Source organism: Paenibacillus sp. J5C2022, from assembly GCF_025567625.1.
Classification (GTDB): Bacteria; Bacillota; Bacilli; order Paenibacillales; family Paenibacillaceae; genus Pristimantibacillus.
This window is the reverse complement of the sequence record NZ_JAOQJC010000018.1, coordinates 41,830-66,150: the sequence shown is the minus strand read 5'-3', so window position 1 is coordinate 66,150 and position 24,321 is coordinate 41,830. Positions and strand designations below refer to the sequence as shown.

General features: G+C 52.9%; 19 protein-coding genes. All 19 read left to right on the top strand.

Annotated elements, in window-relative coordinates; all coding sequences use genetic code 11:
• Nucleotides 1–477 precede the first annotated feature (477 nt).
• The 19 genes from M6D81_RS16000 (at nucleotide 478) to M6D81_RS15910 (ending at nucleotide 24,314) form a co-directional block, all read left to right on the top strand.
• A complete protein-coding gene (locus M6D81_RS16000) occupies nucleotides 478–1,977 on the top strand; it encodes an extracellular solute-binding protein (RefSeq protein ID WP_262677963.1) in 1,500 nt (499 codons plus the stop codon).
• A 20-nt stretch (nucleotides 1,978–1,997) separates the two neighbouring features.
• Nucleotides 1,998–4,307: an AraC family transcriptional regulator gene (locus tag M6D81_RS15995; protein ID WP_262677918.1), complete on the top strand. Its 2,310-nt coding sequence runs from the start codon at nucleotides 1,998–2,000 to the stop codon at nucleotides 4,305–4,307.
• A 154-nt stretch (nucleotides 4,308–4,461) separates the two neighbouring features.
• Nucleotides 4,462–4,701, top strand: coding sequence for a hypothetical protein (locus M6D81_RS15990; protein ID WP_262677917.1), 240 nt, complete (start codon nucleotides 4,462–4,464; stop codon nucleotides 4,699–4,701).
• A 136-nt stretch (nucleotides 4,702–4,837) separates the two neighbouring features.
• Complete coding sequence (locus M6D81_RS15985; RefSeq protein ID WP_262677916.1) at nucleotides 4,838–5,518, top strand: copper amine oxidase N-terminal domain-containing protein; 681 nt, start codon at nucleotides 4,838–4,840, stop codon at nucleotides 5,516–5,518.
• 474 nt (nucleotides 5,519–5,992) lie between these two features.
• Nucleotides 5,993–6,553: an RNA polymerase sigma factor gene (locus M6D81_RS15980; protein WP_262677915.1), complete on the top strand. Its 561-nt coding sequence runs from the start codon at nucleotides 5,993–5,995 to the stop codon at nucleotides 6,551–6,553.
• Between the two features lie 3 nt (nucleotides 6,554–6,556).
• The gene (locus tag M6D81_RS15975; RefSeq protein WP_262677914.1) at nucleotides 6,557–7,495 is read left to right on the top strand and encodes a DUF4871 domain-containing protein; all 939 of its coding nucleotides are present in this window, start codon (nucleotides 6,557–6,559) and stop codon (nucleotides 7,493–7,495) included.
• 172 nt (nucleotides 7,496–7,667) lie between these two features.
• Complete coding sequence (locus M6D81_RS15970; protein WP_262677913.1) at nucleotides 7,668–7,868, top strand: hypothetical protein; 201 nt, start codon at nucleotides 7,668–7,670, stop codon at nucleotides 7,866–7,868.
• Between the two features lie 112 nt (nucleotides 7,869–7,980).
• Nucleotides 7,981–8,268, top strand: coding sequence for a hypothetical protein (locus M6D81_RS15965; protein WP_262677912.1), 288 nt, complete (start codon nucleotides 7,981–7,983; stop codon nucleotides 8,266–8,268).
• 80 nt (nucleotides 8,269–8,348) lie between these two features.
• A complete protein-coding gene (locus M6D81_RS15960; protein WP_262677911.1) occupies nucleotides 8,349–9,107 on the top strand; it encodes a response regulator transcription factor in 759 nt (252 codons plus the stop codon).
• Entirely contained in the window at nucleotides 9,104–10,228 is a 1,125-nt protein-coding gene (locus tag M6D81_RS15955; RefSeq protein WP_262677910.1) for a sensor histidine kinase, read from the top strand. Before M6D81_RS15960 ends, M6D81_RS15955 begins: the two co-directional genes overlap by 4 nt.
• A 38-nt stretch (nucleotides 10,229–10,266) precedes the next feature.
• Complete coding sequence (locus tag M6D81_RS15950; RefSeq protein ID WP_262677909.1) at nucleotides 10,267–11,661, top strand: molybdopterin-dependent oxidoreductase; 1,395 nt, start codon at nucleotides 10,267–10,269, stop codon at nucleotides 11,659–11,661.
• A gap of 259 nt (nucleotides 11,662–11,920) precedes the next feature.
• Entirely contained in the window at nucleotides 11,921–13,039 is a 1,119-nt protein-coding gene (locus M6D81_RS15945; RefSeq protein WP_262677908.1) for an ABC transporter ATP-binding protein, read from the top strand.
• A 15-nt stretch (nucleotides 13,040–13,054) separates the two neighbouring features.
• Nucleotides 13,055–16,177: an extracellular solute-binding protein gene (locus M6D81_RS15940; RefSeq protein WP_262677907.1), complete on the top strand. Its 3,123-nt coding sequence runs from the start codon at nucleotides 13,055–13,057 to the stop codon at nucleotides 16,175–16,177.
• A complete protein-coding gene (locus tag M6D81_RS15935; RefSeq protein WP_317259132.1) occupies nucleotides 16,152–17,108 on the top strand; it encodes a carbohydrate ABC transporter permease in 957 nt (318 codons plus the stop codon). Before M6D81_RS15940 ends, M6D81_RS15935 begins: the two co-directional genes overlap by 26 nt.
• Nucleotides 17,105–18,007 carry a carbohydrate ABC transporter permease gene (locus tag M6D81_RS15930; RefSeq protein ID WP_410795747.1) on the top strand — a complete coding sequence of 301 codons (903 nt, stop codon included), beginning with the start codon at nucleotides 17,105–17,107 and terminating at the stop codon, nucleotides 18,005–18,007. The genes M6D81_RS15935 and M6D81_RS15930 overlap by 4 nt, the downstream gene beginning before the upstream one ends.
• Nucleotides 18,008–18,021: 14 nt before the next feature.
• On the top strand, nucleotides 18,022–20,187 hold the full coding sequence (locus M6D81_RS15925; RefSeq protein WP_262677906.1) for a YIP1 family protein: 2,166 nt from the start codon (nucleotides 18,022–18,024) through the stop codon (nucleotides 20,185–20,187).
• A complete protein-coding gene (locus tag M6D81_RS15920; protein WP_262677905.1) occupies nucleotides 20,184–22,460 on the top strand; it encodes a DUF5696 domain-containing protein in 2,277 nt (758 codons plus the stop codon). The genes M6D81_RS15925 and M6D81_RS15920 overlap by 4 nt, the downstream gene beginning before the upstream one ends.
• Nucleotides 22,460–23,320 (top strand): carbohydrate ABC transporter permease, encoded by an 861-nt coding sequence (locus M6D81_RS15915; protein WP_262677904.1) that lies wholly within the window; start codon nucleotides 22,460–22,462, stop codon nucleotides 23,318–23,320. Before M6D81_RS15920 ends, M6D81_RS15915 begins: the two co-directional genes overlap by 1 nt.
• Before the next feature lie 19 nt (nucleotides 23,321–23,339).
• The gene (locus M6D81_RS15910; protein WP_410795746.1) at nucleotides 23,340–24,314 is read left to right on the top strand and encodes a carbohydrate ABC transporter permease; all 975 of its coding nucleotides are present in this window, start codon (nucleotides 23,340–23,342) and stop codon (nucleotides 24,312–24,314) included.
• The last annotated feature ends 7 nt before the right edge of the window (nucleotides 24,315–24,321 follow it).

Below are 24,321 nucleotides of genomic sequence, written 5' to 3'. Positions count from 1 at the left end.
CACTCCGCGCGCCGCATTTCGCATCCACTCCCACTTCGTGCTTCGAAATCACTTGCATTCATCTGCATTCACACTCCGTAATCTGCTTCCACACACCGCATTTACTGCACCTCCGTATTCCGCACTCCGTACTCCACATTCACTCTGCGCTCCGCGCAACGCATTCCGCATCCACTCCGCATTTCGAGCTCCGACTGCCGGTTCACAGGCTAACGGATTGCAGCAGCTGCAAATCATACCGCATTAATATAAGCGACTTCAATTTACCTTCATTGAAATAACATAAATAGCGTTCAAAAACAAGCTGACATATCGCGAATGAAAAAGTTATACTTTTCTATGGATTGATTTGTAAAATTGATGAATTGAATTGATGAAGTTGCGGCAGCTATAAAGCGCGACATATACACTAGGTTCGTATGACGGACGGATCCGTCTGTATCAATAGAAGCGGTTCGGAAGAGCGAGGTGAGATGGATGAACGCGGTTCATCGCTGCGTGGTGTTATGGATGATTGGCATAAGCGTACTGCTGACAGGGGGATGTTCCTCGTTAGGAATAAGCTCGGAGAGGCAAGGCGCTGCATCCCAAGGAAATGATTCTGCGGTAACGATTCGATTCATGTACCCTTTATTTGAGGAGGAGCCTGTCAAGACGGAAGCGTGGAACTGGATCGAACAGAAATTCAACATAAAGTATGAACCGATAGCTATTCCCGTTAATAGTTATTCTAATCGATTGCAAGCTGCAGCAACCTCTATGAAACCGCCAGATGCGTTAGTGTGGACCTCATTTCCGCATGCGGAGTTAACGAATCTCATTCGTGGCGGGAAGTTCCATGCATTGGACGATATGCTGTCGCAATTCGCGAATTTAGACGATATTCCCCGGGAAATATGGGATAAAGTCAAAGTCGACGGCAAAATTTACGGTATACCACGGCCTAGAGCGCTAGTGGATCAAGCGGTTATCGTTCGGAAGGATTGGCTGGATGCGCTGGATTTGCCTGTACCGACGACATTGGAAGACTACCGCCGCACGGCTATCGCATTTACGCATAGTGACCCGGATGGCAACGGCAAGCCGGATACATACGGATTCGCTGCGGGCGAAGGGCTCGATTTTTTGCATGAATTGAAATATGCGTTCGGCGCCGGCAACGGCTGGTCGGAGCTGCCCGACGGGAGCTTGGTGCCAAGCGTGGTATCTCCCGAGCAAGAAGCTTATTTGCACTGGCTTCGCCAATTGTACAGGAACGGCGGAATCGATTCGGAATTTTCAATATTGCAGCCGACTGAAGTATGGAACAGATTCATAGCTGGGAAGACGGGAATCATCATATCGGAAATATCGACCTATGCTATGTTCAGCGAGCGATTGTCTGAGAGCGATCCGGAAGCAGAGCTTATCATGCTCGGTCCGCCTGCAGGGCCGGAGGGGCACGCAGGATTCCAGGAGAAGCTGGGCTTCTACGGCCTGATACTCATTCCTTCATCCGTGCCGATGGAGAAAGTGGAGAGAATCCTCTCGTTCATCGATTGGCAGGCGAGCGATGAAGGGATGCATATGAGAAGATACGGTCTGGAAGGCGTTCATCATGAGAGAGCGGTCAATGGAGACATTCAATATGATCGCGACGCTATTCGAGCGGAGGGGATTCATTCGCTGTTCGCGATGAACGATTATGATCCTTACTTCTATGTGACCCCCGATGCGCCGGCACATGTTCAAGCGAAGCAGAGGGAGATGCTGGATGCGGTCAGGAATATGGGAGTAACGAATCCGGCGGCGTTGTATATATCCGATGCGGAGCTGGAGATCGGCACGATCTATTCCCGCTCGATCAGAAGCTATCGGTCGGAATTCGTGCGCGGCGAGCTGCCGGAAGATGCGCTTGAACGATTCAGAGAGGAATGGCTGCGCAAAGGAGGGCAACAAGCAATCGGGGAAGTCAATGCCTGGTACAGAAGCCAGTAAGACTAAGGAAGGGAGAAGCCATGCAACGCAAAATGTCCATTCGCCTAAGGGTAACGCTGCTTGCCGCCAGTCTGGCGGTGCTGCCTATTCTGATCATCGGCACGATGACTTATCTGTTCGCGGAGCGCACGCTGGTCGCCGAGGCGAAGCGGATGAGCAATATGTCGGTGCAGCAAGTACAAGCGCGGATAGAAGATATGCTGGCCGACATCGACCGTACTGTGCGGCAGGCAATGACACGGGATGACTTGAATCTGCTGCTGCTGGAAGGCGAGCTTCTTCGTCATGAATATGAGACGAATAATGTGCTGGCGATGCTGGCATCGATCGAGTCATTAGTAGAATATGCGGATTCCGTCTATCTGTACTTGCCAGTCTCCGATAAAGTGTTAACCGCCAACGGCACTAGAGGGCGGAAGGAGGAACTGCTGGACAAGTCGTTGCTGCAGGCAATGGAGAACAATGATGAGACTGTCTTTTGGCATGAGCATCAGTCGCCGGATGCGCTGTCCGCATCATTGGACGGAACGGTCCGCCGTCTGGAAGGCGTCTCCTACGTTCGCAGAATACCTGCAATCTCCCCGGAGCCATTAGGCTACTTCATCGTATCGGTGAACGAAGAGGCGCTGTTTCGCATCTTCCAGCATACAGAGTGGAGCGAGTCCGGCGGGATGCTGCTTGCTACGCCGGCAGGCAATCTATACCCCGGCCCGCATACGGAAGAGTGGCTATCTCATCCAGGCTTTCTGGAGCAAGTGGATATGCTGCTCGAAGAGAATAACGGGCAAAGGGAGCATCGTCCTGAGACGGTCAAGCTGGATGGTCAACGCTATCTGCTGGGCGCAATGGCATCCGAACGCAATGGACTGCAATATATCTCAGTCATTCCTTATTCGCAGTTGACGAAGCATATCGGCATTATCCGCAACTGGCTTATCGTCCTGTGCTCTGTGCTGGCCGTGCTATTGTTATGGGTTCTGCTGCGTTTGTCCCGAAGCATCTACAATCGGGTCGCGTCCCGATGGACGGTGATGGAGAGAGCACATTCCTCACTAACACATAGGCTGAAAGCTTCGCTGCCGGATCTGAAAGCGCATTACTTGCGTCAGTGGCTGTCGGGCAAAGTGCCTGCAGGCGGATTGGCTCGCCTCGCTCAGGAAGGGTTGGATATGCGAGGTGCGGCATATGTAGCCGTATGCATGGAATGGAATGATGCGAATCGCTATACGGGGAAAGATATGCAGCGGCTTATGGAAGAGATGATAGCTTGCGGAGAGCGGGCGGCAGGCCGGCAGACCGAAGATGAGGCATCGGAGGCCTCCGTTATGCACTTCGTTCGCATGGGCTCGGACCTGATTGGCGGAGTTATTGTGTATCCTCCTGATGGTCATTCTCATAATGATCATTCTCATGACATGGAACTGCCGGCTAGCGCACTGTCTTCTATCCGGCAAATGTTCGATCGGATTACGGATGGGCTGCAGCAAGTCGTAACGGTTGGAGTAGGAGCGATGGTGATAAATGAAGGTGATGTGGGCAATTCCTACAGAGAGGCGATGGCGGCATTGCAGCGGAGATTGCTGGAGGGCAGCGGTCATATCTACGTCTATCGGACCGGATATGAGGAGCGGCAGAGCGAGGAAGCTCGGTTGGGGACATATCCCTATCAGTTGGAGCGGGAGATTGTCCTTCAATTAAAGCTTGGGAAGCTGTCGGAAGCCGGACGATCGCTGCAAGCTTTCACAGAGCTGCTGCTCTCTCATGAAGGATTAACGAAAGAAGATGTGCTGCAAGCTTTCGCTATGCTGCATGCGAGCGTCTATCGGATTCCGTTGGAAGCTTCGTCTCCGGCTGCTTCTACTGAATTGTCAGGAGGAGAATTGTCCAACATCTATCGATTCAAGACAGTGATGGATATTCAAGCGTGGTTCCAGCATGAGTTGTTCCCCAGAATTGTGGAGAGCATTCAGCTGGAGCGAGTGGCTGCGAAGAGTGCGTCCGCTCAGCGTGAGGCGTTCAGCGCCGAAGAAGCGAAATCGTATATTCATGATCGTTACAATGAAGATATATCCTTGCAACTGGCCGCTGAGCAATTCGGCATGAGTGAATTCACTTTCGGGCAAGCGTTCAAAGGGGAGGTCGGTGTGACATTCTCCGACTATGTGCTCGCTTATCGGATGGAGAAAGGAAAGCAGCTGCTCCTGGAGACGGACATGAAGGTGGCAGATATCGCCGAGCACTTGCGTTACAACAATTCTCAAAATTTTATTCGCATATTCAAGCGTATAACCGGCATGACGCCAGGGCAATTCCGCAAAGGCAAGCAATAGGGACGGGGCGGCTAGAAAGTGATACGCCCAGAAGCTGAATAGACGATGGAATGGGCTAGAACAGCGAAAGTATGCGTGTGAGCAATAGGCGGCGTGGCAAAGGCTAGAGTGCGGAGAGTAGCGGGTTTGGTAGTTGCAGGGCATATGCACAGGCATGAGCGCAGAAAGCAACGAACAGGTTTCCTATACATCAAGATGCTCGAATGAAACGAAGCGGCGGCTTCGGCTTCATGCGGGCTTTTTGTCGCAGAGGCAAGAAAGCGCGATACAGCGAGAGGGCGATAACGGCGGCGGATTCACTACCGTCGCGGCGTTCCGCGAAATAATCCTTTCATTGGATTATGTTTTTTTCGGCTACGGCCATGTTACTTTCGAAGTGCAAGTCATGCGATGATGCGACTGTATGCCGGCACGGAGAAAGGAGCTATCGCTTGCCGGATGATCATTGCCCCGGCGTACGCGGCAGGGCTGCACGACGCACATCCCATGACCAGACACTCTTTTTAATAATGAATAGGAGATGACGATCGATGAAAAAATGGACGGCTGCGATGTTGCTCGTTCCTACATTAGCGCTAGGGGCAACAGCAGGGGCTTATGCGAGTTCGCATTTGGAGGCCATAAAGGCGAATTTGAACCACGGTCTGCAATTTGAACTGGATGGCGTAAAATGGATTCCAAAGACAGATGACGGGCTGAACGTGCTGCCTATTACGTATAAAGGGACGACTTATCTTCCGCTTCGTTCTGTTGCGACCGCATTGGATATAGCCGTAGCCTACGAGCCGGAGACGATGACGGTCTTGCTGGGGGAGAAATCGGAGGGCACGCCTGTCTCCCAATACGATATTGATCCGTATTATGACTTTACGCTGACGACGGAGCGGGATTACACGCTATACGATGGTGTGGACTATAAGGAAGTGTATTACGCGGAAGGAGTTGCTGGCGATCATCCCAGAATGACATTCACGCCGGAGAAGGACTTCCAGACGTTGTATCTGAATGTTATTGCGGTGGATGCAGATATGACTGTCCGCGCTCTGAATGGCGATCAGGAAATACGCAACGTTGTTGTTCATCAGCGTGACGGCCTGACAACGGTGGAAATCGATGTAGGCGGCGTGGAAAGTGTGGACATCGAGTTCCTGCCAGTGGACATCTGGGAGCCGACAGACGTCATCGTCCCGCTTAGCTCTTATTATAAGTAAGCCGCTAGCTCCCTGAGCATGGAGTGCAATGAAGAAAGCGCGAGTTTCGAGAGTGGATTAACCTCGGAACCCGCGCTTTGTGTTTTCCAGTGACTATTCCATTAACGGGATGAACTTGATTAGCGTCTGATGGAATTGCCCTTCAACAAGTCCAAAATAAATATCAATTCACGCCAATCACGATGCCGGGAGATACTTGTGCGGATAATGATGCGACGAGTTCCTCGTTTTATAACCGGTAGTGGATGTTTTTTCCGAATATGACATGTTCGAACCACATGCCGGCATCATCTTCATTGAAGGTGAACCGGTGCGTTTCTCCGAATGCTTTTATTGTGATTAGACGTTTCGACGAGTGATGAAGTTACTTCTATTTACATTTTTTAACGGAGCTGAAGGCGTTATCTATGTTTTTTGGGTTGAAATGGAACTTTCGGTACCGCTCCATGGTCTTATTTATAGAGGTGAAATAAGGTGGAGAAGCATTATTTGCAGTATTTGGCTTCGGGTTACGACCGCGGGGCAGTGCTGGAGGAACTGATGGCGGAGTACGGCAATGACGTGTGGAACTTCGCATATTTCCTGACGAAGAGGCGCGATGCGGCGGACGATATAGCGCAGGAGGTATTCCTGGCGGTCTATAATCGGATGTACACATTCCGAGGGGAGTCCAGCTTGAAGGGCTGGATTCTGGCGATTACGCGCAACAAGGCGATCAATTACTTGAAGGGTTCCTTCATTCGCAAGGTTGTGCTGGGCACTGGCTGGCAGAAGGAGAAAGATATGGAGCCTTCCTCCGCTTCAGCCGAGCAGGTCGCACTAGACCGCGAAGCCTCTCGCCAAGTGTGGGAGCAAGTAATGAAGCTTCCGCTGAAATATAGGGAAGTAGTGGTGCTTGCGTTCCACTATGAGCTGTCGATGGCCGAGATTGCGGATTCGCTGCATATATCGGAGGGTACGGTGAAGTCGCGCCTGCACCGCGCTAAGCGGAGGATGGAAGCGCTGCTGAAGCAATCGGAGAAGGAGGGGATTTAAGCAATGGACAGGAATAAGCCGGATTGGGCCGAGGAGCTTCGGCAGTCTCCTTTTGGAAGCTCGCATTTTACGGAGGAATTGAAGGTAAGCATTAGGAAGAAGGTAAAATCGGGCGGCTCTAAGCCAGTACGCCGAATTGGCGCAGTTGTTATGGCGGCGGGCGCTGTCTTCTTCGCTGCGCTGCTATTTATGGCGGCGGAGGGAGCTTGGTTCAGAGGGGGAAAGGCTCTGCCGCCTCTGATGCCGATGGAGCAGCGTCAGGCGTATAACGAACGGAATAAGCTGCTGCTGGAGGTGTTCCCCGATCCGGAATTGAAGGCGGGGGCGAGCTACGGGTACATATTCAGCTTCAAGGCTCCTTTCGAAGAGTTGAAGGGGAAGGAGCTGTCCATTGACGCCGTTCACCTCGAGACGGGCTTGACGGATCGTGCCGTGAAGCCTCATCTCATCGAGGCTTCAAGCTCCGGGTATGAGGGACTGGAGCGATACACGGCTTTTATTGCATTGCCGCTTCCGGGAGCTTGGCGCTATGACGTAAGTCTGGACGGAGAGAAGTATGCGGATGTTGTGCTGCAGGCGGGAGAGCCTTCGTGGGAGGTTAGCGACGCTTTTGAATCGGGGAATGTTGAATTGACGGGCGTAGAAGGGAAAGCGGGATTTATCGATGCTGGATTCATAGCGGGCAAGGCCAATAAGTATATGTGGCACTTCTGGGGCGAGGATGCGCTGCTGGACGGGAAGTTTATCGTGAAGGCGGTCAAGCAGGGGGAAGAGAAGCTTATTGAGGTGTTTCATGCCGGAAGTCTGGGCGGGGCCAACAACGGGGCCGACAGGCATATGCCTAGCTCCATGTCGCTTCCCGAGCCCGGGATTTGGCGGCTGCTCCCTTACGTTGACGGAAAATTGATGGAGAGCATCGTTGTTGAGGTGAAGGAGAAGTAGAGGAATAGGAAGGAAGTTGGCGTTGAAAAGGGGCATACGGTCCGGACTAGTGTATGACCTCGGTTGGAGGTAGGAAAGTGGGCGAATGCTGGGCTGTAGGCGATGTGACCTTGGTTGGAATTTGGAATAAGTATGAAGGACTCTGTCAGTTTTTCTTATGAGGGAATTGTACATGAGATTAGGCAGAAGAAAGGCGATAGCACTATTACTACTCGGTGTTGTTGCTACTGTGACGATTGTCTATTACCTGTGGCTTCAGGAAAAGCCAAAGGAAATCGGGCAAGTTGTTGTTGTTTATCCCGATGAGCAATCTTTTGTATTGTTATCTGAACCTCCAATATTGAGGGCGAAGGAGGTCACTGTGCTGCGTTAATACTTTTGTAAGGTATTGCTAATGGTATGGCAATGGATTCGTTCTTGGATGGTTAGCTTTCTTCCTTATGATGGTCCTGTAAGCGGTAGGCCAATAACGGAAGGAGAGCGGAATGATGAAGAAGCTATGGTTGATTGTATTGGCGGCAGGACTGATGGTGGCGTTGTCGGCGTGCAACGGGGGCAGCGGAGAGATGGCGGACAATGGTAATATGATGAACGACGACATGAAGAAGGACGAATTGATGGACGGCGACATGAAGAAGGATGACATGAAGAAGGACGACATGATGGACAACGACATGAAAAAGGACGACATGATGGACGGCGAGATGAAGAAGGACGAAATGATGGACGGCGAGATGAAGAAGGACGACATGATGGACCAGAAAAAAATGTAGTCTTGCGGCGTTCAATCTCCTCCCTGCAAAGGTATAATGAAGACAGCATGACAATGACGATACGGAGATGAGGTGAACGTGTGGCTGCAGCCCGTATAATCGTCGCTGACGATGAACGCAATATAACCGATGTATGCCGCCGCTACCTGGAGCGGGAGGGGTATTCCGTTCTGGCGGCGGCAGACGGGGAAGAAGCGCTCGCCTTATGGCGGGAGCATGGCGCCGATCTGCTCGTGCTGGATCTGATGATGCCGCGCCGAGATGGACTGGAGGTGTGCGATGCCATCAGACAGGTGGCCGACACGCCTATCATTATGCTCACCGCCAGAGGAGAGGAGCCAGACCGCCTGCTCGGTCTGACGATGGGTGCGGACGACTATATGACCAAGCCGTTCAGTCCGCGCGAGTTGGTGCTGCGTGTGAAGAATATATTGCGCAGATCAGGGATGAGCGGCAACAGCTTAGCCGTACAGGGGAAGCAGACGCCGGATTCGGGCACCGTGCCGACGGAGCGGGAAGCGAAGGAGGAGCTGCGCTTCCACGAGCTATCCATCTTCCCAGATGAGCGAAGAGTGGTTGTGCAGGGCAAGGAAGTGGAGTTGACTGCGAAGGAGTTCGATCTGCTGCAATTGCTGGCGACCTACCCGGGCAAAGTGTTCTCCCGCAATAAGCTGCTTAGCGCCGTATGGGATATCGCATTCGAGGGCGACACGACGACGGTAACTGTTCATGTGCGAAGGCTGCGCGAGAAGATCGAGCCGAATCCATCCGATCCCATCTGGATCAAGACGATATGGGGAATCGGCTATAAACTGGATGGCAAGGGGAGTTCGCCATGAAGCTTCGGACTTACCTGTTGCTGGCCAACTGTATAAGTATCGCCTGTATTATGATTCTGCTGCTCGTATTCTTCCAATATATGCTGGTGACGAAGGAGCAGCTGCTGTGGTTAAGCGGGGCCACGATTGGAGCAGGCATTCTGTCGGCGGGGCTTCACTTCCTGCTCGTGCGTCCGCTGGAAGCCTCCGTCCGCCGAGTGAAGGAAGGTGCCTCGCGTATTGCAGACGGCGAGCTGAAGACTCGAATCGAGTCGGCGGGGCTGGCGGAGTTCAAGGCGCTGGCCGGGCAGTTCAATGCGATGGGCGCCAGTCTGGAGAGAAGCTTCGAGCAGGTGAAGGAGGCCGAGCGCTCACAGCGCGAGCTCGTCGCCAATATCGCGCACGACTTGCGGACGCCTCTGGCTTCCTTGCAATCTTATGCAGAAGCGCTGGAGGATGGCATCATCCGCGACGAGGTTACGCTTCAACGTTATGTCGCGACGATTCGCTCTGAGTCGATCAGGCTGGGTGAGCTCATCGGAGATGTATTCGAGTTGTCGACGCTGGATACCGGCGGCCGGGGAGGCGCAACGTCTCGGGGAGAAGGCGGGGAAGAATCGTCAGTCCTGGAGGATGTGCTCATTGAGCTGCTGCCACGCTTTACCTTGCAGCTCAATGAGAAGGCGTTGCAGCTGCGGGTGAAGCTGCCGGAGCGGGAGAAGGCGGTCGCGGTCGCCATGCCGTCACGGCACTTGCTGCGGATTCTGCAGAACTTGATAGAGAATGCCATTCGCTACTCGCCTGGTGGGGGGATAATTGAAATTGTCGCGTGTGAAGGAGCTTCATCTCCATCGATCTTGCAAGCAGAGGATGGGGCGGAAGGGCCGGGCAAGGCCGCCTGGAGGATGATCCGAATTGAAGTGACGGACGAAGGAGCAGGCGTACCGGCTGAGGAGCGGGAGCGCATCTTCCAGCGCTTCTATCGGTCCGATCGTTCCAGAAGCCGGGATAAGGGCGGCGGTTCCGGTCTGGGGCTGTCGATCGCGAAGCTGCTAGTGGAGCAACATGGCGGAGCAATCGGCGCAGAGGGGCGGTCATCGGGGCAAGGGAGCTGCTTCTGGTTCACTGTGAACGAAGCTTAGATCAAGCTTGATGACAGAGGGACGAGGAGGATGGCGGAATGCGTGAATGGATAGTGAAGCTGCGCAAGGGGTACGGCAAGAAGCTTGCAGCGCTGCATGCCTGGAACGGGTGGATTGTCGTATTGCTGGCCGTAACGGGTCTTGTGCTGATTAGCGGCTTGCTGCGTGGAATGCTGGGAGAGGTGCGTGTCTGGATCAAGTGGCTGCATATTGCCGTTGGAGTGGCCTCGCTCTTGCCCATATTGTATTATTTGCTGCTGGCGGGCAAGCATTGGAAGGGATTGCGGGGCAAGCCCCGGCAGAAAGCCAATGTCTATATCGTGATCGGTTTCCTGCTTGGCTGGTTCGTATCCGGCGTTGTGCTCTGGCAGTTCAGGCTGACGGGCCCTGCAGCTTCGAATGCCGCTCTCGTCGTACATGACCTGCTTACCTGGATCGGCCTTCCCTATATCCTCTATCATTCCGTTACTCGAATGAAGTGGCTGAAGGACCCCGCCAGAAGGACGGTGAATGCGGCCAAGGCACAAGGAAGCGAGCGCGCAGGCATCGGCAAGACGGCAGGGGAGAGCTCTGCCAAGCCGCAGCCGGGACAGCGTGCAGCCCCGTCCGTTGCGACGGAGAGCTCGGACTCGTCGAGCGACGGGCTACGCGATTCCGAACGTATGAAGGAGAAGCGCCGGCATAAGCACGTGCTGCATCCTGCCGCGCCTCAGCCTCTCTACACAAGAAGAGGCTTCATTCGCGGGGCGATTGGCGTAGCGCTTATCGCTGCGGTAGGGCCGTCCTTCTTCAAGTGGCTGGGCAGATCTCTCGGCAGCGGCGGAAGCGGAGCGATTATCGAAGAACTGGTGGAGAAGGATGCCAATGCGCTGCTGCCCGCGCCTCAGCCTCAGCCGGACTCGCTGCCCCCGATCGGCGGCGGAGCCGAGGGGCATTTTCGCGTCTACTCCGTCACCCCTATACCTGCATTTGATAACGGTAATTGGTCATTTTCCATCGATGGCCTGGTAGAGCGCCCGGAGAAGTGGGACTGGGAGGCGTTCGTGAAGTTGAAGCGTTCCGTGCAGGTGAGCGATTTCCACTGCGTGACAGGCTGGTCGGTCTATAACAATACTTGGGAAGGGATACCGCTGAAGGAGCTGCTGGAGCGGGCGGGGGTGAAGGAAGGCGCGAAGTCGGCGATATTTTATTCAGGCGATGGGGTGTATACGACGGGAATTACGCTGGAGCAGCTGGCAAGCGATGATGCGATGGTGGCGGTCATGCACGACGGCAAGCCGATCCCCAGCGATCTCGGCGGTCCGGTGCGGCTTATTATGCCGAAGATGTACGCCTATAAGTCGGTTAAGTGGCTCGCCCGCATTCAACTCATTGAAGGGGAGCATATCGGATACTGGGAGCAGCGCGGATATGCCAATAACGCTTGGGTATAAGCGTAACTTTCCTGATACCTGACAAGTTAGCATCAAGTCTGTGTGCATTTGAAATAGAGTAAGAGACAGGAAGGGGCAGCCCCTCATTCTGTCTCTTTTTGCGTAGCGGGCATCAAGTATAAGATAGCGCTTACAATCTTTACACCATCTTTACACGATTTTCTTACAATTAATATAGAGGAACTTCACATGGCATTTACTTCTATATTGCTGTGAAATGTTGCAGCTATGTACTGTATGAAGCGAGGTGGGTGAAAAAATGGCGCGTATATTGTTCAATCATGTTTACAAGCGTTACGACAAAGAGGACAGGGCTGCCGTACAGGATTTCAACCTGGAAATCGAGGATAAGGAGTTTGTTGTCTTTGTCGGTCCCTCAGGCTGCGGGAAGTCGACGACGCTCAGAATGATCGCCGGGCTGGAGGACATCAGCGAAGGGGAGGTTTTCATTAACGAGGAGTTGGTGAACGACTTGCCGCCCAAGGACAGGGACATTGCCATGGTGTTCCAAAATTACGCCTTGTATCCGAATATGAGCGTTTATGAGAATATCGCCTTCGGCCTGCGTCTGCGCAAGATGCCGAAAAGTGAGATTGACATTTCCGTCAAGCGTGCGGCCCGCATATTGGAGATTGAGCCCTACCTGTGGCGCAAGCCGAAGGAATTGTCCGGAGGCCAGCGGCAGCGGGTGGCGCTGGGAAGAGCGATCGTGCGCAATCCGCAGGTATTTCTTATGGACGAACCGTTGTCCAATCTGGACGCCAAGTTGCGTGAGCAGATGAGAACCGAAATAATCAAGCTGCACAAGCGGCTGGATGTGACGACGATCTATGTCACGCATGACCAGACGGAGGCTATGACGATGGGGGATCGCATCGTTGTCATGAAGGACGGACTTATTCAGCAGGTAGATACGCCGGAAGATATCTATAATCTCCCGAACAATATGTTCGTAGCCAAGTTCATCGGCTCTCCCTCCATGAATTTCATTGAAGGCAAGTTGAAGGGAAATGAAAGCGTTATCGAATTTCACACGAGGCGATTTACGCTGATCGTACCGGAAGGGAAAGCCGAAAGCTTGAGACGAAGCGGGATGATCAATCGTTACGTGGTGCTTGGCATTCGTCCTGAAAACATCAGTCTGGAGCCGATCCTCTTCGAGACGTATCCGGACGCCGTCGTCTCAGGCATGCATAAGCTGAGCGAGTTGATGGGGCCCGATCGTTATCTGTTCATCGATGCGGGAACGAGCAATCCTGTCGTTATACGTACAAATCCAATGCGCAAATTTGATGAGGATGAGAAGATGAACTTCGCCTTTGATATGAGCAAAGCGTTGTTCTTCGACAAGGACAGTGGCAAGCGGCTGTCGGACTGAAGGGGGGACAGGTGAATGTACAGACGTAAACGAAGCGCAGCGTTCAAAAAAGTACTCGTTCATATGCTTATCATCCTATTGCTAAGCTGCATGCTGGTTTCGTCGGAGGTGCCGCATAGGAACAATAACACGGTTGCCGCCGAGGCTGCCTCTGTCACGGCAAGGAGCAGCTCCGCTGCGGATAGCGCAAGTGCAGCAGAGGATAGGGAGCAGTCTAAGCTTGGCGTCTACGATTATGATGCGCTTGGCGGGTATTACCTCGATGCGTTGGCGAAGTGGGAGGCAGACGGCGTGCCGGAAGCGACGAGTATAATCCGCATTCCTGGAGTGAGCGTAACTGCGACATCGGAAGCTGCCGATGCAAGGGGAGGCAGCTATCAGGGGAAGTCAGACGTGCTCATATGGCGGAATTATGCCAGCCACTGGATTGAATACAAGGTGGAGGTGGAGGAAGCGGGCTTATATGAGATGGCCTTGACGTATCACGCTTACACTGATCCGTCGCAGGAGACTAGCCAGTATTATCCGACAGTGCTGGCGGTATCGATCGACGGGCATTATCCATATCGCGAGGCAAGAGCCGTACCGTTCCCGCGTTATTTCGCCGATGAGTTTCCATTGAAGAAGGATCGCTACGGCGATCATATTCGACCGCAGCCGATTGAGATTGAGCGCTGGGCGGAGCTTCCTTTCCGCGATTCGTCGAACGCTGTCAGTCTCCCGCTGCTCTGGAAGTTCTCGGAAGGCGAATATACTATTCGGCTGCAAGGCTCAGAATCGATCGTTATCGACGAGCTTACACTTCGCCCGCCGACCCGGGTGCCTGCATATGCGGAAGCGATCGAGCAGTATCCGCAGCGGACGGCGAGTACGGGCAAGGTGCATATTGTGGAGGCCGAGCAGGCGGACGAGAAGACATCAGTCTCCTTGCAGATGTCTTCCGATCAGTCCGCTTTCATGTCTCCCAAGGCGAGTGGCGACATTATTTTCAACTCGATAGGCGGCAACAACTGGAGCAAGGGCGGTGAGAAGCTCACCTGGAAGTTCGAAGTGCCCGAGAGCGGAAGGTATAAGATTGCGTTGCGCGCCCTTAACTCCTGGTATTCCAATAAAGCGGCTTTTCGCACGATTTATATTGATGGAGAGGTGCCCTTTCAGCCGTTCCTGGCCTATCGATTCCCGCAGTCTAACGATTGGCAAGGCATTGTGCTGGGGGATGAGAGGAATCGGCCCTATGAAATCTATCTAGAGCAGGGAGAGCATACGATTGCCATGGAAGTCACCCAAGCCCCGATGGCCGCCATATCCCAATTGCTGGATGGTTCCATACGCGCTCTCGGGAAGGTGTCCCGGGATTTGACAGCTTTGACAGGCGGTCTGACCGGCAATAAAGTCGATATGAACCGCACATGGAATATTACGGGCGACTTCCCGGAGATCCCGCAACAACTGCAGCAGATCAGAGCAGAGCTATTGACGATGCACGAGATGCTGCTGGAAGCCAACGGGAGGAAAGATGGCGATACACAGACGCTGCTTACGTCCGTGAAGGATATCGATGATATGCTGGACTATCCCAATGATATTCCGTACCATATCGAATCGCTGTCGATCGTCATGAACAAGATGGGGTTGCTTCGCACGAATTTGCTGCGGAATCCCTTGCGTCTTGATCGCCTATACATTGCGCCCATTGATGTGCCATTCCCCCGAATGGAGTCTAGTTTCTGGGAGGACTCGAAGGAGAAGGTGGCGAACTTCGGGCGTTCCTTCACAAAGAAGGACAAATTGTCGGAAAATGAAGAAGATGTATTGAATGTATGGATGAGTTTCGGGCGCGACTACGTTAATCTGCTGCAGGAGATGGCCGATCAAGTCTTCACACCGGCAACAGGCATTCCAGTGAAAATCGATCTGCTTCCGCGCGAGGACTTGATCGTGCTGGCGAATGCGGCCGGTAAATCGCCGGATGTGGCCATCGGGATCTCGGAAGGCCGGCCAATCAATTTCGCGTTTCGTGATGCGGCTGAAGACTTGTCCGCCTATCCCGGATTCGACAAGCTGAAGGAGAAATTCCCTCCGGGTGCGCTGCAGCCTTATTACTACGAGGGCGGCATCTATGCTATGCCGGAGACGCTGCAATTCAAAATGATGTTTTACCGCAAAGATATATTGGATCAACTTGGACTGCAAGTGCCGGACACGTGGGAAGATGTATACGAGATGCTGCCCGTGCTTCAGCAGAAGGGATACAACTTTTTCATCCCTCCCGATTTCTTGGCTTTCTTCTATCAGCATGGGGCCAAGTTCTATACGGATGACGGGATGCAGACCGCGCTTGATTCCCCGGAAGCATTCCAAGCGTTCAAGATGATGACAGAGCTGTACGGTATATATGGAATCGACAAGCAGGTACAGAGCTTCTTCCAGCACTTCCGTGATGGGACGATGCCGATCGGCTTCTCTGACTTCAACGAATACTTGCAACTGAAGATTGCCGCGCCGGAGTTGACAGGGTGGTGGGACATGGTGCCGATTCCGGGGATGAAGAATGAGGAAGGTGTCACGGAGAGATGGGCGGGCAGCAACCTGGGGATGCTGTCGCAAACGCTCGGCGGATTCGGAGGAGGAGTCCAATCGGGAGGAGGCGTGCAGACGTCTGCGATGCTGTTCAAGAAATCTGTGAATAAAGACTGGGGCTGGAAGTTCGTGGAGTGGTGGCTGTCCGCGCAGACACAGCAGGATTTCGGCTCTCGTCTGGAAGGCTATTACGGCGTGCAGTTCCGGTGGAACACAGCTAATATTGACGCTTTCACGAAGTTGCCCTGGGAAGTGAACGAGCTTCAGGCGATCTTGCAGCAGCTGCAGTGGTACAAGTCGATCATCAACATTCCGGGCTCTTACTTCATTCCGCGCGAATTGAACAATGCCTGGAACCGGACGGTCATCGACGGTATGAATTATCGCTCATCGCTGGAGGGCGCGGTTGTGAATATTAATCGTGAATTGATGCGCAAGCAACAGGAATTCGGCTATCGTGACAAGCTCGGTCATGTGGTGAAGACATTCGAGTTCCCTGTCATCGATAAGCCGTGGGAAGGAGTGCAGCGTTATGTTATCGACGGATATGCCCCTTAAGCCAGCCAGGTCGGGGAGGGTGAAGCTGCTCTTGCAGTCGATGTGGCGGTCTCGCCACTCCTATGCTTTTATGGCGCCCTTTCTCCTGTGCTTCACCATATTCATTCTCATTCCTGTTATCGTCGCTATCGCTTTAAGCTTTACGTATTTCAATGCCATTCAATCGCCTGTATGGAACGGATGGGGGCATTATCAATACTTGCTGTCGCAGGATATATTGCTGCTGGAGCATGCCTTGCCGATCACGCTTAAGTTCGCTCTCATTGTGGGGCCTGGCGGCTATATAGCCTCGTTCATACTGGCCTGGCTGATCGCCCAGATTCCCGATAAGGTAAGGCTATGGATCGTCTTAGCCATCTATGCGCCATCCCTGACGGCCGGTACCGCCATGGCGGTCATCTGGACACCGTTGTTATCCGGCGATCGGTTAGGTTACTTGAACAGCTTGCTGTTGAAGCTGGGCTGGATCGATGAGCCGCAGCTGTGGACTTTGGATAAGATTTATCTGATGGACTCGATGATCGCAGTCACGCTCTGGTCCAGCGCCGGCATTGGCTTCCTGGCTATGCTCGCCGGCATTCTGAATGTCAATCCCGAACTGTATGAAGCGGCCAGAATCGACGGCATTAACAATCGGCTGCAGGAGGTATGGTACATTACGATTCCGGCGATGAAGCCGCAGATGCTGTTCGCTGCCGTCATGGCGATCGTAGGGGCGTTCAAAGCAGGCAATATTGGCGTTGATTTGTCAGGACAATTCCCGACGCCGCAATACGCCGGTCATACGCTGGTCAATCATATTGAGGACTACGGGCTCGTTCGATTCGAGATGGGGTATGCTTCGGCATTGTCCGTCGTGCTGCTAATCATTATATTTATCGCGAATCGGATAAGCTGGAGACTGTTCGGGACGAGGGGGGATGAAGGGTGAGACTGCAGTATGCAACAGAGAAGCTTAAGCTTCCGTTTCGTAGAGACAAGAAGCTGTTCGGCTGGGATCGCACGCAGAAATTTCTTTTCGTCCTGCTGTTGTTCATCGGTGTGTTCATGCTGCTCCCGCTCGTGTACATTTTCAATCACGCGCTGAAGCCCTACTCGGAATTGTTCATCTTCCCGCCGAACATCCTGGTTATGGAACCGACGCTGTCGAACTTTACGGAGTTGTTCGTTATCACGAGCGAATCCGTCGTTCCCGCCTCGCGGTACTTGTTCAACAGTGTGCTTATCGCCGTGTTCGCTACGGTCGCCGTAGTCGTGATCAGCGCGATGTGCGCCTACCCGCTGGCCAAGCATAAGTTCCCCGGTCGCGACCTCATCTTCATGACCATTATCGTATCGCTGATGTTCGTGCCGGAGACGATGGCCATTCCACGTTATGTGGTCATCTCTAATCTAGGAATTATCAATACGTACTGGGCGCATATTTTCCCGCATGTCGCCGCACCGGTAGGGGTGTTCCTGATGAAGCAATTCATGGATCAGGTGCCTAATGAAATTATTGAAGCGGCCAAGATTGACGGCGCTCGGGAGTTCATGTTGTTCCTTAGAATCGTCATGCCTGTCTGCATGCCGGCGGCGGCTACGATCGCGATTATTCAATTTCAGCAGGTGTGGTCCAATACGGAGACTTCGATGTTGTTCATGACCGATGATGCGATGAAGACGTTCCCGTTCTTTCTCTCGACGCTGTTGAATAATCTCACCAATTCAGTAGCCAGGCAAGGTGCGGCGGCGGCGGCTACTCTCATTACCTTTGTGCCGGCATTGATTATCTTCCTTGTATTTCAGCGGAAGGTGATTGCTACGATGGCGCATTCGGGCATTAAATAATGACGGAGGTACGTATGATACGCATGTGCATACAAGCAAGATTCATTGCTGTCGGTATCCTGATTCTCGCTATCACACTCTCCGTCCTGCCGATGCGGGCGCACGCGGAAGTCATCTACTCCACGTGGACGAAGGACAGCTACAATGCGTTGGTCTGGACTCAGCCCGTCTACACTCCGGTCAAGGTGCTGGGCAATCAGCTGCAACTTCCCGATCCCGACCAGCCGGGACAGATGAAGTCGTCCCCGCTGGCCGATCCTCAGGACGTATTCGTCGATGCGAATGATCATGTCTATATCGTCGATACGGGGAATCAACGGATTGTCCATTACGATGCGCAGTGGGAGTTGGTGCGAATCATAACCGTCGATGAGCGGCATACGCCGCTTCATATGCCGCAGGGCATCTTCGTGACGGATAGCGGAGACATGTACATTGCCGATATGGGGAATAATCGGGTTGTGCATTTGAATGCGGACGGGGAGTTCATACGGGCGCTGGGTCGTCCGGATTCGAAGTTTTTGCCTGACGATTACAAGTACGATCCGTACAAGGTCGTGGTCGACAAGCGCGGTTACTTGTACATTAATACGCTCGGCGGCTACTACGGCTTGATTCAACTGGATCAAGAGGGGAATTTCGCCGGATTCTACGGCGCCAATCCGACCCCCTTCTCGGTCGTTGACGCATTCAAGCGCGCCGTATACACTCGCGAGATGTATGCGAACGAGCTGAGCAAGCTGCCGCCGCCGATTCTTAATGTTGCGACGGGGCCGCAAGGCTTCATTTATACCGTCTCTTCGAGCGATCAAGTGCTCAGGAATCAGGTGAAGCGCTTGAATTACGAAGGTGTCAACATTCTGGTCACTTCTGATGAGTACGCGGCTGGCGGCGACTCCGGCTTGCAATTCGCCGAGACGATAGAAAACAAGTATGTGAATCGGAAGAAAGTGAATCCGATCCTGAACGACGCCGCGATAGACGACAACGGCAATGTCATTACGGTGGATTCCTCTTACAAGTTCATCAACCATTACGACGCCAATGGCAACTTGTTGTTCTTCTGGGGAGGCGCAAGCTCCACGGATTCGTCACAGCTCGGTCTTGTCCGTAATCCTATTGCGGTAGATGTCAACTCTCGCAACGATCTGTTCCTATTGGACAATCAAGAGAATGTACTGCAGGTCCTGCAGCTATCCGAATTCGGCAAGCTGGTGTATACAGCGAATGAATTGACCCTGAACGGCTACTATGAAGAAAGCGAGTCGTATTGGGAAGAAGTGCTGAGGCTGAACAGCCTGTATACCCCTGCCATGCTCGGCCTGGGCAAGGCGGCTTACAAGAAGGGGGATTATTCCAGAGCGATGGAGCTGTTCGAGCAAGCCGGGCATCAGAAGGGGTACTCGGACGCCTTCTGGCAAGTGCGGCTGCAGTGGTTCCAGAATAACTTCTCTCTGTTCGCTACCTTGTTCCTCTCGTCCGTTGTTCTTCTATGGCTGATCGATAAGGTGAGGAAAAGAATAGGCAGAAGCCATGTCAGGAAGCAGAGCAGACACACGCCGCTTATCGTGCAGCAACTGAAGCACGCGCTGTATATTCTTAGGCATCCGATCGACGGCTTCACGGCAATTCGCTTCGAGAATAAAGCCAGCTACGGCAGTGCGTTCGTTATGCTGCTAGTCGTCTACGGCGCTCTAGTGATCGGGAAGTTGTATACTAGCTTCACCTTCGACAAGACACTGGCAGTAGATATCAATATTATCAAGATCGGCTTGCAATTTCTGCTGATCTGGTTCGCCTGGGTGGTGTGCAACTATTTGATCAGCTCCATCTACAGGGGGGAGGGCCGGTTCAAGGATGTGTTCATCAGCAGCGCCTACGCACTGGTTCCGCTCGTCCTGATCGGCATTCCGCTTGCGCTGATGTCCAATGCGATGACGATAGCCGAAGGGGCGATTTATCAATATTTGCTCAATGGGATGTATGTATGGGTGGGACTGATGTTTTTCTGGAAGGTGCAGTCCCTGCACAGCTACACCGTCGGAGAGACGGTCGTGAACATATCGCTCACTATATTCTCGATGCTGGTGCTCGGTGTTGTTATTTTTATCGTAATCGGACTGACGAATGAGCTGAGAATATTCATCTATGAAGTGTATCAGGAGGTGTATATGCGATGAAGCTGTTCGCACAGAAGCTGAAGTGGAAGCCCAGTGCGACGCAAGCGATTATCGGCGTTCTGGCGCTCGTCCTGCTCGGTATGGCGATCCCGCGGATCGATGTCGAATTCAGAGCAGCGGCCGATGAGGTTCAGACGGTGAATCGCGTAGAACGCACAGAACACCCCATGACAGCGCATGACAAGCTCCCGGATGAAGCGGATTTCGAACTGGTTGCCGAGTCGGAGTCGCTGGCATTGAAATTTGATTCCGTCAGCGGACATTTCATCGTGCATGATCGCCGAAGCGGTCACGTCTGGAGATCTTATCCAGAGCCTGAGCATTGGGAGAATGAGGGGATTGGCGGGATATGGAAGGATCACTTGCGATCGCCGTTCATGCTCCGTTATACCGATTTCGCTCAACGGCAAATGAAGCCCAAGGATACGAACTTCATCAGTGCAGGCGGACGTATTCAGGAGGTCAAGCGCATTGATGGAGGCATTCGCGTCGATTATGAATTGCCGGAGTTGGGTCTGGTCATCCCTGTGCAGATTCGGATCGGGGATGACTACGTGGAGACGACTATCCTTGACGAAAGCTTGAAGGAGCAGAATTTCAGTCTCATCTGGGTGCGGCTGTTCCCCTTCCTTGGCGGGGTTCACTCCGTTGGTCAGGAAGGTTACCTATTCATACCGGACGGCTCAGGTGCGCTTATCTCCTTCAATAAGCCGGAGGAGAATCAGACGAGAACTTTCCAGGGGGCTATATATGGAGAAGACCCTTCCTTCATCAACGGCATGGAGCGTTCGCGGCAACCGATCTCCATGCCTGTCTACGGGGTGAAATCCGGGGATAAGGCGGTGCTGGCCATAGTGACTGAAGGGGAGGAATATGGCGAGATTGTAGCATCGCCGGCTGGGGTATACAGTCAGTACAACTGGATTACGATTCAAAATCGCTACAGATCGACCTTTTTGCAAATTACGAACCGCAGCAGGGAGTCGGGTTTTGCAGCTTACAATGAAGATCAGCGCTTCGCTGCTAATCGTTCCGTCCGCTATTATTTTTTGGAAGGGGATGAGAGTGATTACGTCGGCATGGCTGCACGCTACCGCCAGTATCTGCTGGAAGAAGACGGCTATTCGCGCATAGAGGCCTCTGACGGCAACTTGCCGCTGCACTTGACCATCGTCGGAGCCGACAGGCAGTCGGGGCTCGTTACAGATTCCTATCTGCCAACGACAACGACCGCGCAAGCGATGCAGATCGTGCAGAGATTGTATGGACTTGGCGTGGAGAAGATGCAGATTCAATATACCGGCTGGCAGAATGACGGTTACAGCTCTTACGGCGGTTACGATAGCGTAGATCGACGGCTGGGCGGCGGTTCGGGCATGAAAAAATTTATCGATTACGCCCATTCGCTCGGATTTCCCGTTATGCTGGGAGCCGATTATACGTTGAACAATACGGGGGAAGACGGCTTCAGCGAGCGCCATCACGCTGTAAGGAATATGTCCGGGACGACGCTTAGAGATGCCTACTGGAGCAGTAATGATGCTTCCTTGGTCAGCTTGCAGCGCGCCCAGCACGTGATGGAGAACGATATGGCATTCTACAAGGAGCTTGGCGTGGACGGCATCGTCTTGGGAGGTATCGGGAGTCGGCTGGCCAGCGACTTCAACACCCGATATGGCGGAACACGCACCGAGTCGAAGCAGCTGCAGCAGCGCATGGCCGATGAACTGAGTGAGCAGTTCCCATTAGTAGGCGGCAATTCTACGAACAACTATGTCAATGCTTCTATGGATCATATTTACCATCTGGCCAGCGATTATTCCTACGATGTATTCTCGGATCGAGCGGTGCCCTTCGCCCAGATTGCCCTGCACGGTCTCGTATCCTATTCGTCCTCCTATGCCAATCAACGAGACGAATATCACAAGCAATTCTTGAAGGATATCGAATACGGCGCCGTACCGTCGTTCATCTTGACGCATGATGAATCTGAGAAGCTGAGGTTCGCTTACGGCATCCAGTTATTCAGCTCCGAATACGCGAATTGGGCGTCCCCTGCTGTGAAGGAATATCAGCGTTACAACATGGCGCTCGGCGATGTACAGGATCAATATATCGTCGATCACAGGCAATTGGCGGACGGTGTATTTGCAACGACCTATTCGGGCGGCAAGAGCGTCATTGTCAACTACAATCGGTATCCGTATGCCGGAGACGGCATACGGGTCGGCGCCGAGGATTTTACCGTTGTACAGGGAGGGGCTGACGACTGATGAGGAGAATGAAGGCATCGACGTTGCGTCGGCTGGAAGGCTCGTTATTTATTGCGCCATGGGTGAGCGGTTTTCTGTTATTTATGGCCTTTCCGCTCGGCTATTCATTCTATATGAGCTTTCATGATGTGAAGGTGCTGGCGGACGGCATCAAAATGACGTTTCTGGGCTTGGAAAACTATCAATATATTTTATTCACGAATGGCAGTGTCCTGTACAACGATCTGATTCCGTTCTTGCAGCAAGCGCTGCTGATGATACCTATCATCGTCATATTCTCGTTGCTCGTAGCGATTATGCTCAATCAGAAATTCAAGGGACGCGGCCTGTTCCGCACTATCTTCTTCCTGCCGGTTATCTTCTCAACGGGTCAGATCGTCAATGAGTTTCTTACGCAAGGCGAAGGCGATCTCGGCTTCTTGGAACGATATAACATCGCCTTCTACATCCGAGAAGCGGTAAGTCCGAGATTAGCCGAACCGATTATAGGGGTGATGGATTCCTTCGTGCTCGTTCTGTGGTATTCAGGCGTGCAAATTCTCATCTTTGTGGCGGGAAGGCAGACGATCTCTGCCTCCGTATACGAGGCGGCGAGGATCGACGGCGCTTCCCCGTGGGAGACCTTCTGGAAGATTACATTGCCCGGGATGCTGCCGTTCATTATGCTCAACACGCTTTACACGATAGTCGACTTGTTCACGTTTCCGACCAACCCGATCATTACGAAGGTGACGAACACGCATTACGGCCAGTCCAGTGCGCTCGTGTGGATCTATCTGGTAATTATTTTGACGTTTTTGGGTGTCGTCATGCTGTTATTCGCCAGACTGATCAAATCTTATCAATCGACTCATCGATAAGACAAGGGGGGAGAGGTAGTTGGAGAATCCAATCTCGCTATTCAAGAAGCGGGCGCGGCTCGCCAAGCCTAAGGGATTGCGATCGCCGCTGTATTACGTTCGTAGAACGGTGATCGGGCTGGAGGCCGATAAAGGCTTGCTGTTCAAACTGTTCATCTATGTCATTCTGATCGATACCGCTTTTATTTATTTAAGTCCTATTCTCTACATGATCTCCAACATGATGAAAGGGACTGCCGACCTGCTGGATCCTTCGGTCGTGTGGGTGCCCAGAACGCTATACTTGGGTCATCTTCAGGATGCGTGGGAAAGTCTGAAGTATGTCAAGAGCTTCACCATCAGCTTGTCGCTGACGACTTCGGTGGCCTTGCTGCAGACCGTATCTTGCGCTGTAGCCGGCTACGCATTCGCTCGGTTGCAGTTTCCGCTTAAGAAGTTTTGGTTTTTCTGCTTGTTGTTAAGCTTCGTCATCCCTATTCAGGCGACTGTGCTTCCTTCGCTGTTAGCTGCTGTCAGCATGGGGTGGATCAATACCTATATCCCGATTCTGCTGCCGGCTGTATTCGGACATGGATTGAAAGGAGCGCTTTTCGTTATTATCTTCCGTCAGTTTTTCATGACGCAGCCGAAGGAATTAGAGGAAGCTGCGAAGATGGACGGAGCGAATGTATTCCGAACGTTTTACCGCGTGATGTTGCCGTTGGCGAAGCCGGCCAGCATTGTCGTCTTTTTATTCGCTTTCGTATGGACCTGGAACGACTACTACCTACCGGGCATGTACTTGATGAGTTCCGACAATACGCCGCTGTCGATGGGATTATCGCAGATCTCTGAGGTGTTGACTGTGCGGCAAGCCGAGGAGGGGCCTTCGATATTCGACGAGTCAATCAAGATGGCGACTTCCTTCCTGGTGATCTTGCCTCCGCTCATTCTCTATGCGTTCACACAACGATGGTTCGTAGAGGGGGTGGAAAGAACCGGATTGGTGGAGTAAAGTGGTT

What these genes read in the sequence shown, in the direction of transcription:
- M6D81_RS16000 (WP_262677963.1), top strand. Translation starts at nt 478, where the DNA reads ATGAACGCGGTTCATCGCTGCGTGGTGTTATGGATGATTGGCATAAGC.
- M6D81_RS15995 (WP_262677918.1), top strand. Translation starts at nt 1,998, where the DNA reads ATGCAACGCAAAATGTCCATTCGCCTAAGGGTAACGCTGCTTGCCGCC.
- M6D81_RS15990 (WP_262677917.1), top strand. Translation starts at nt 4,462, where the DNA reads ATGAGCGCAGAAAGCAACGAACAGGTTTCCTATACATCAAGATGCTCG.
- M6D81_RS15985 (WP_262677916.1), top strand. Translation starts at nt 4,838, where the DNA reads ATGAAAAAATGGACGGCTGCGATGTTGCTCGTTCCTACATTAGCGCTA.
- M6D81_RS15975 (WP_262677914.1), top strand. Translation starts at nt 6,557, where the DNA reads ATGGACAGGAATAAGCCGGATTGGGCCGAGGAGCTTCGGCAGTCTCCT.
- M6D81_RS15970 (WP_262677913.1), top strand. Translation starts at nt 7,668, where the DNA reads ATGAGATTAGGCAGAAGAAAGGCGATAGCACTATTACTACTCGGTGTT.
- M6D81_RS15965 (WP_262677912.1), top strand. Translation starts at nt 7,981, where the DNA reads ATGATGAAGAAGCTATGGTTGATTGTATTGGCGGCAGGACTGATGGTG.
- M6D81_RS15955 (WP_262677910.1), top strand. Translation starts at nt 9,104, where the DNA reads ATGAAGCTTCGGACTTACCTGTTGCTGGCCAACTGTATAAGTATCGCC.
- M6D81_RS15950 (WP_262677909.1), top strand. Translation starts at nt 10,267, where the DNA reads ATGCGTGAATGGATAGTGAAGCTGCGCAAGGGGTACGGCAAGAAGCTT.
- M6D81_RS15945 (WP_262677908.1), top strand. Translation starts at nt 11,921, where the DNA reads ATGGCGCGTATATTGTTCAATCATGTTTACAAGCGTTACGACAAAGAG.
- M6D81_RS15940 (WP_262677907.1), top strand. Translation starts at nt 13,055, where the DNA reads ATGTACAGACGTAAACGAAGCGCAGCGTTCAAAAAAGTACTCGTTCAT.
- M6D81_RS15935 (WP_317259132.1), top strand. Translation starts at nt 16,152, where the DNA reads ATGTTATCGACGGATATGCCCCTTAAGCCAGCCAGGTCGGGGAGGGTG.
- M6D81_RS15925 (WP_262677906.1), top strand. Translation starts at nt 18,022, where the DNA reads ATGATACGCATGTGCATACAAGCAAGATTCATTGCTGTCGGTATCCTG.
- M6D81_RS15920 (WP_262677905.1), top strand. Translation starts at nt 20,184, where the DNA reads ATGAAGCTGTTCGCACAGAAGCTGAAGTGGAAGCCCAGTGCGACGCAA.
- M6D81_RS15915 (WP_262677904.1), top strand. Translation starts at nt 22,460, where the DNA reads ATGAGGAGAATGAAGGCATCGACGTTGCGTCGGCTGGAAGGCTCGTTA.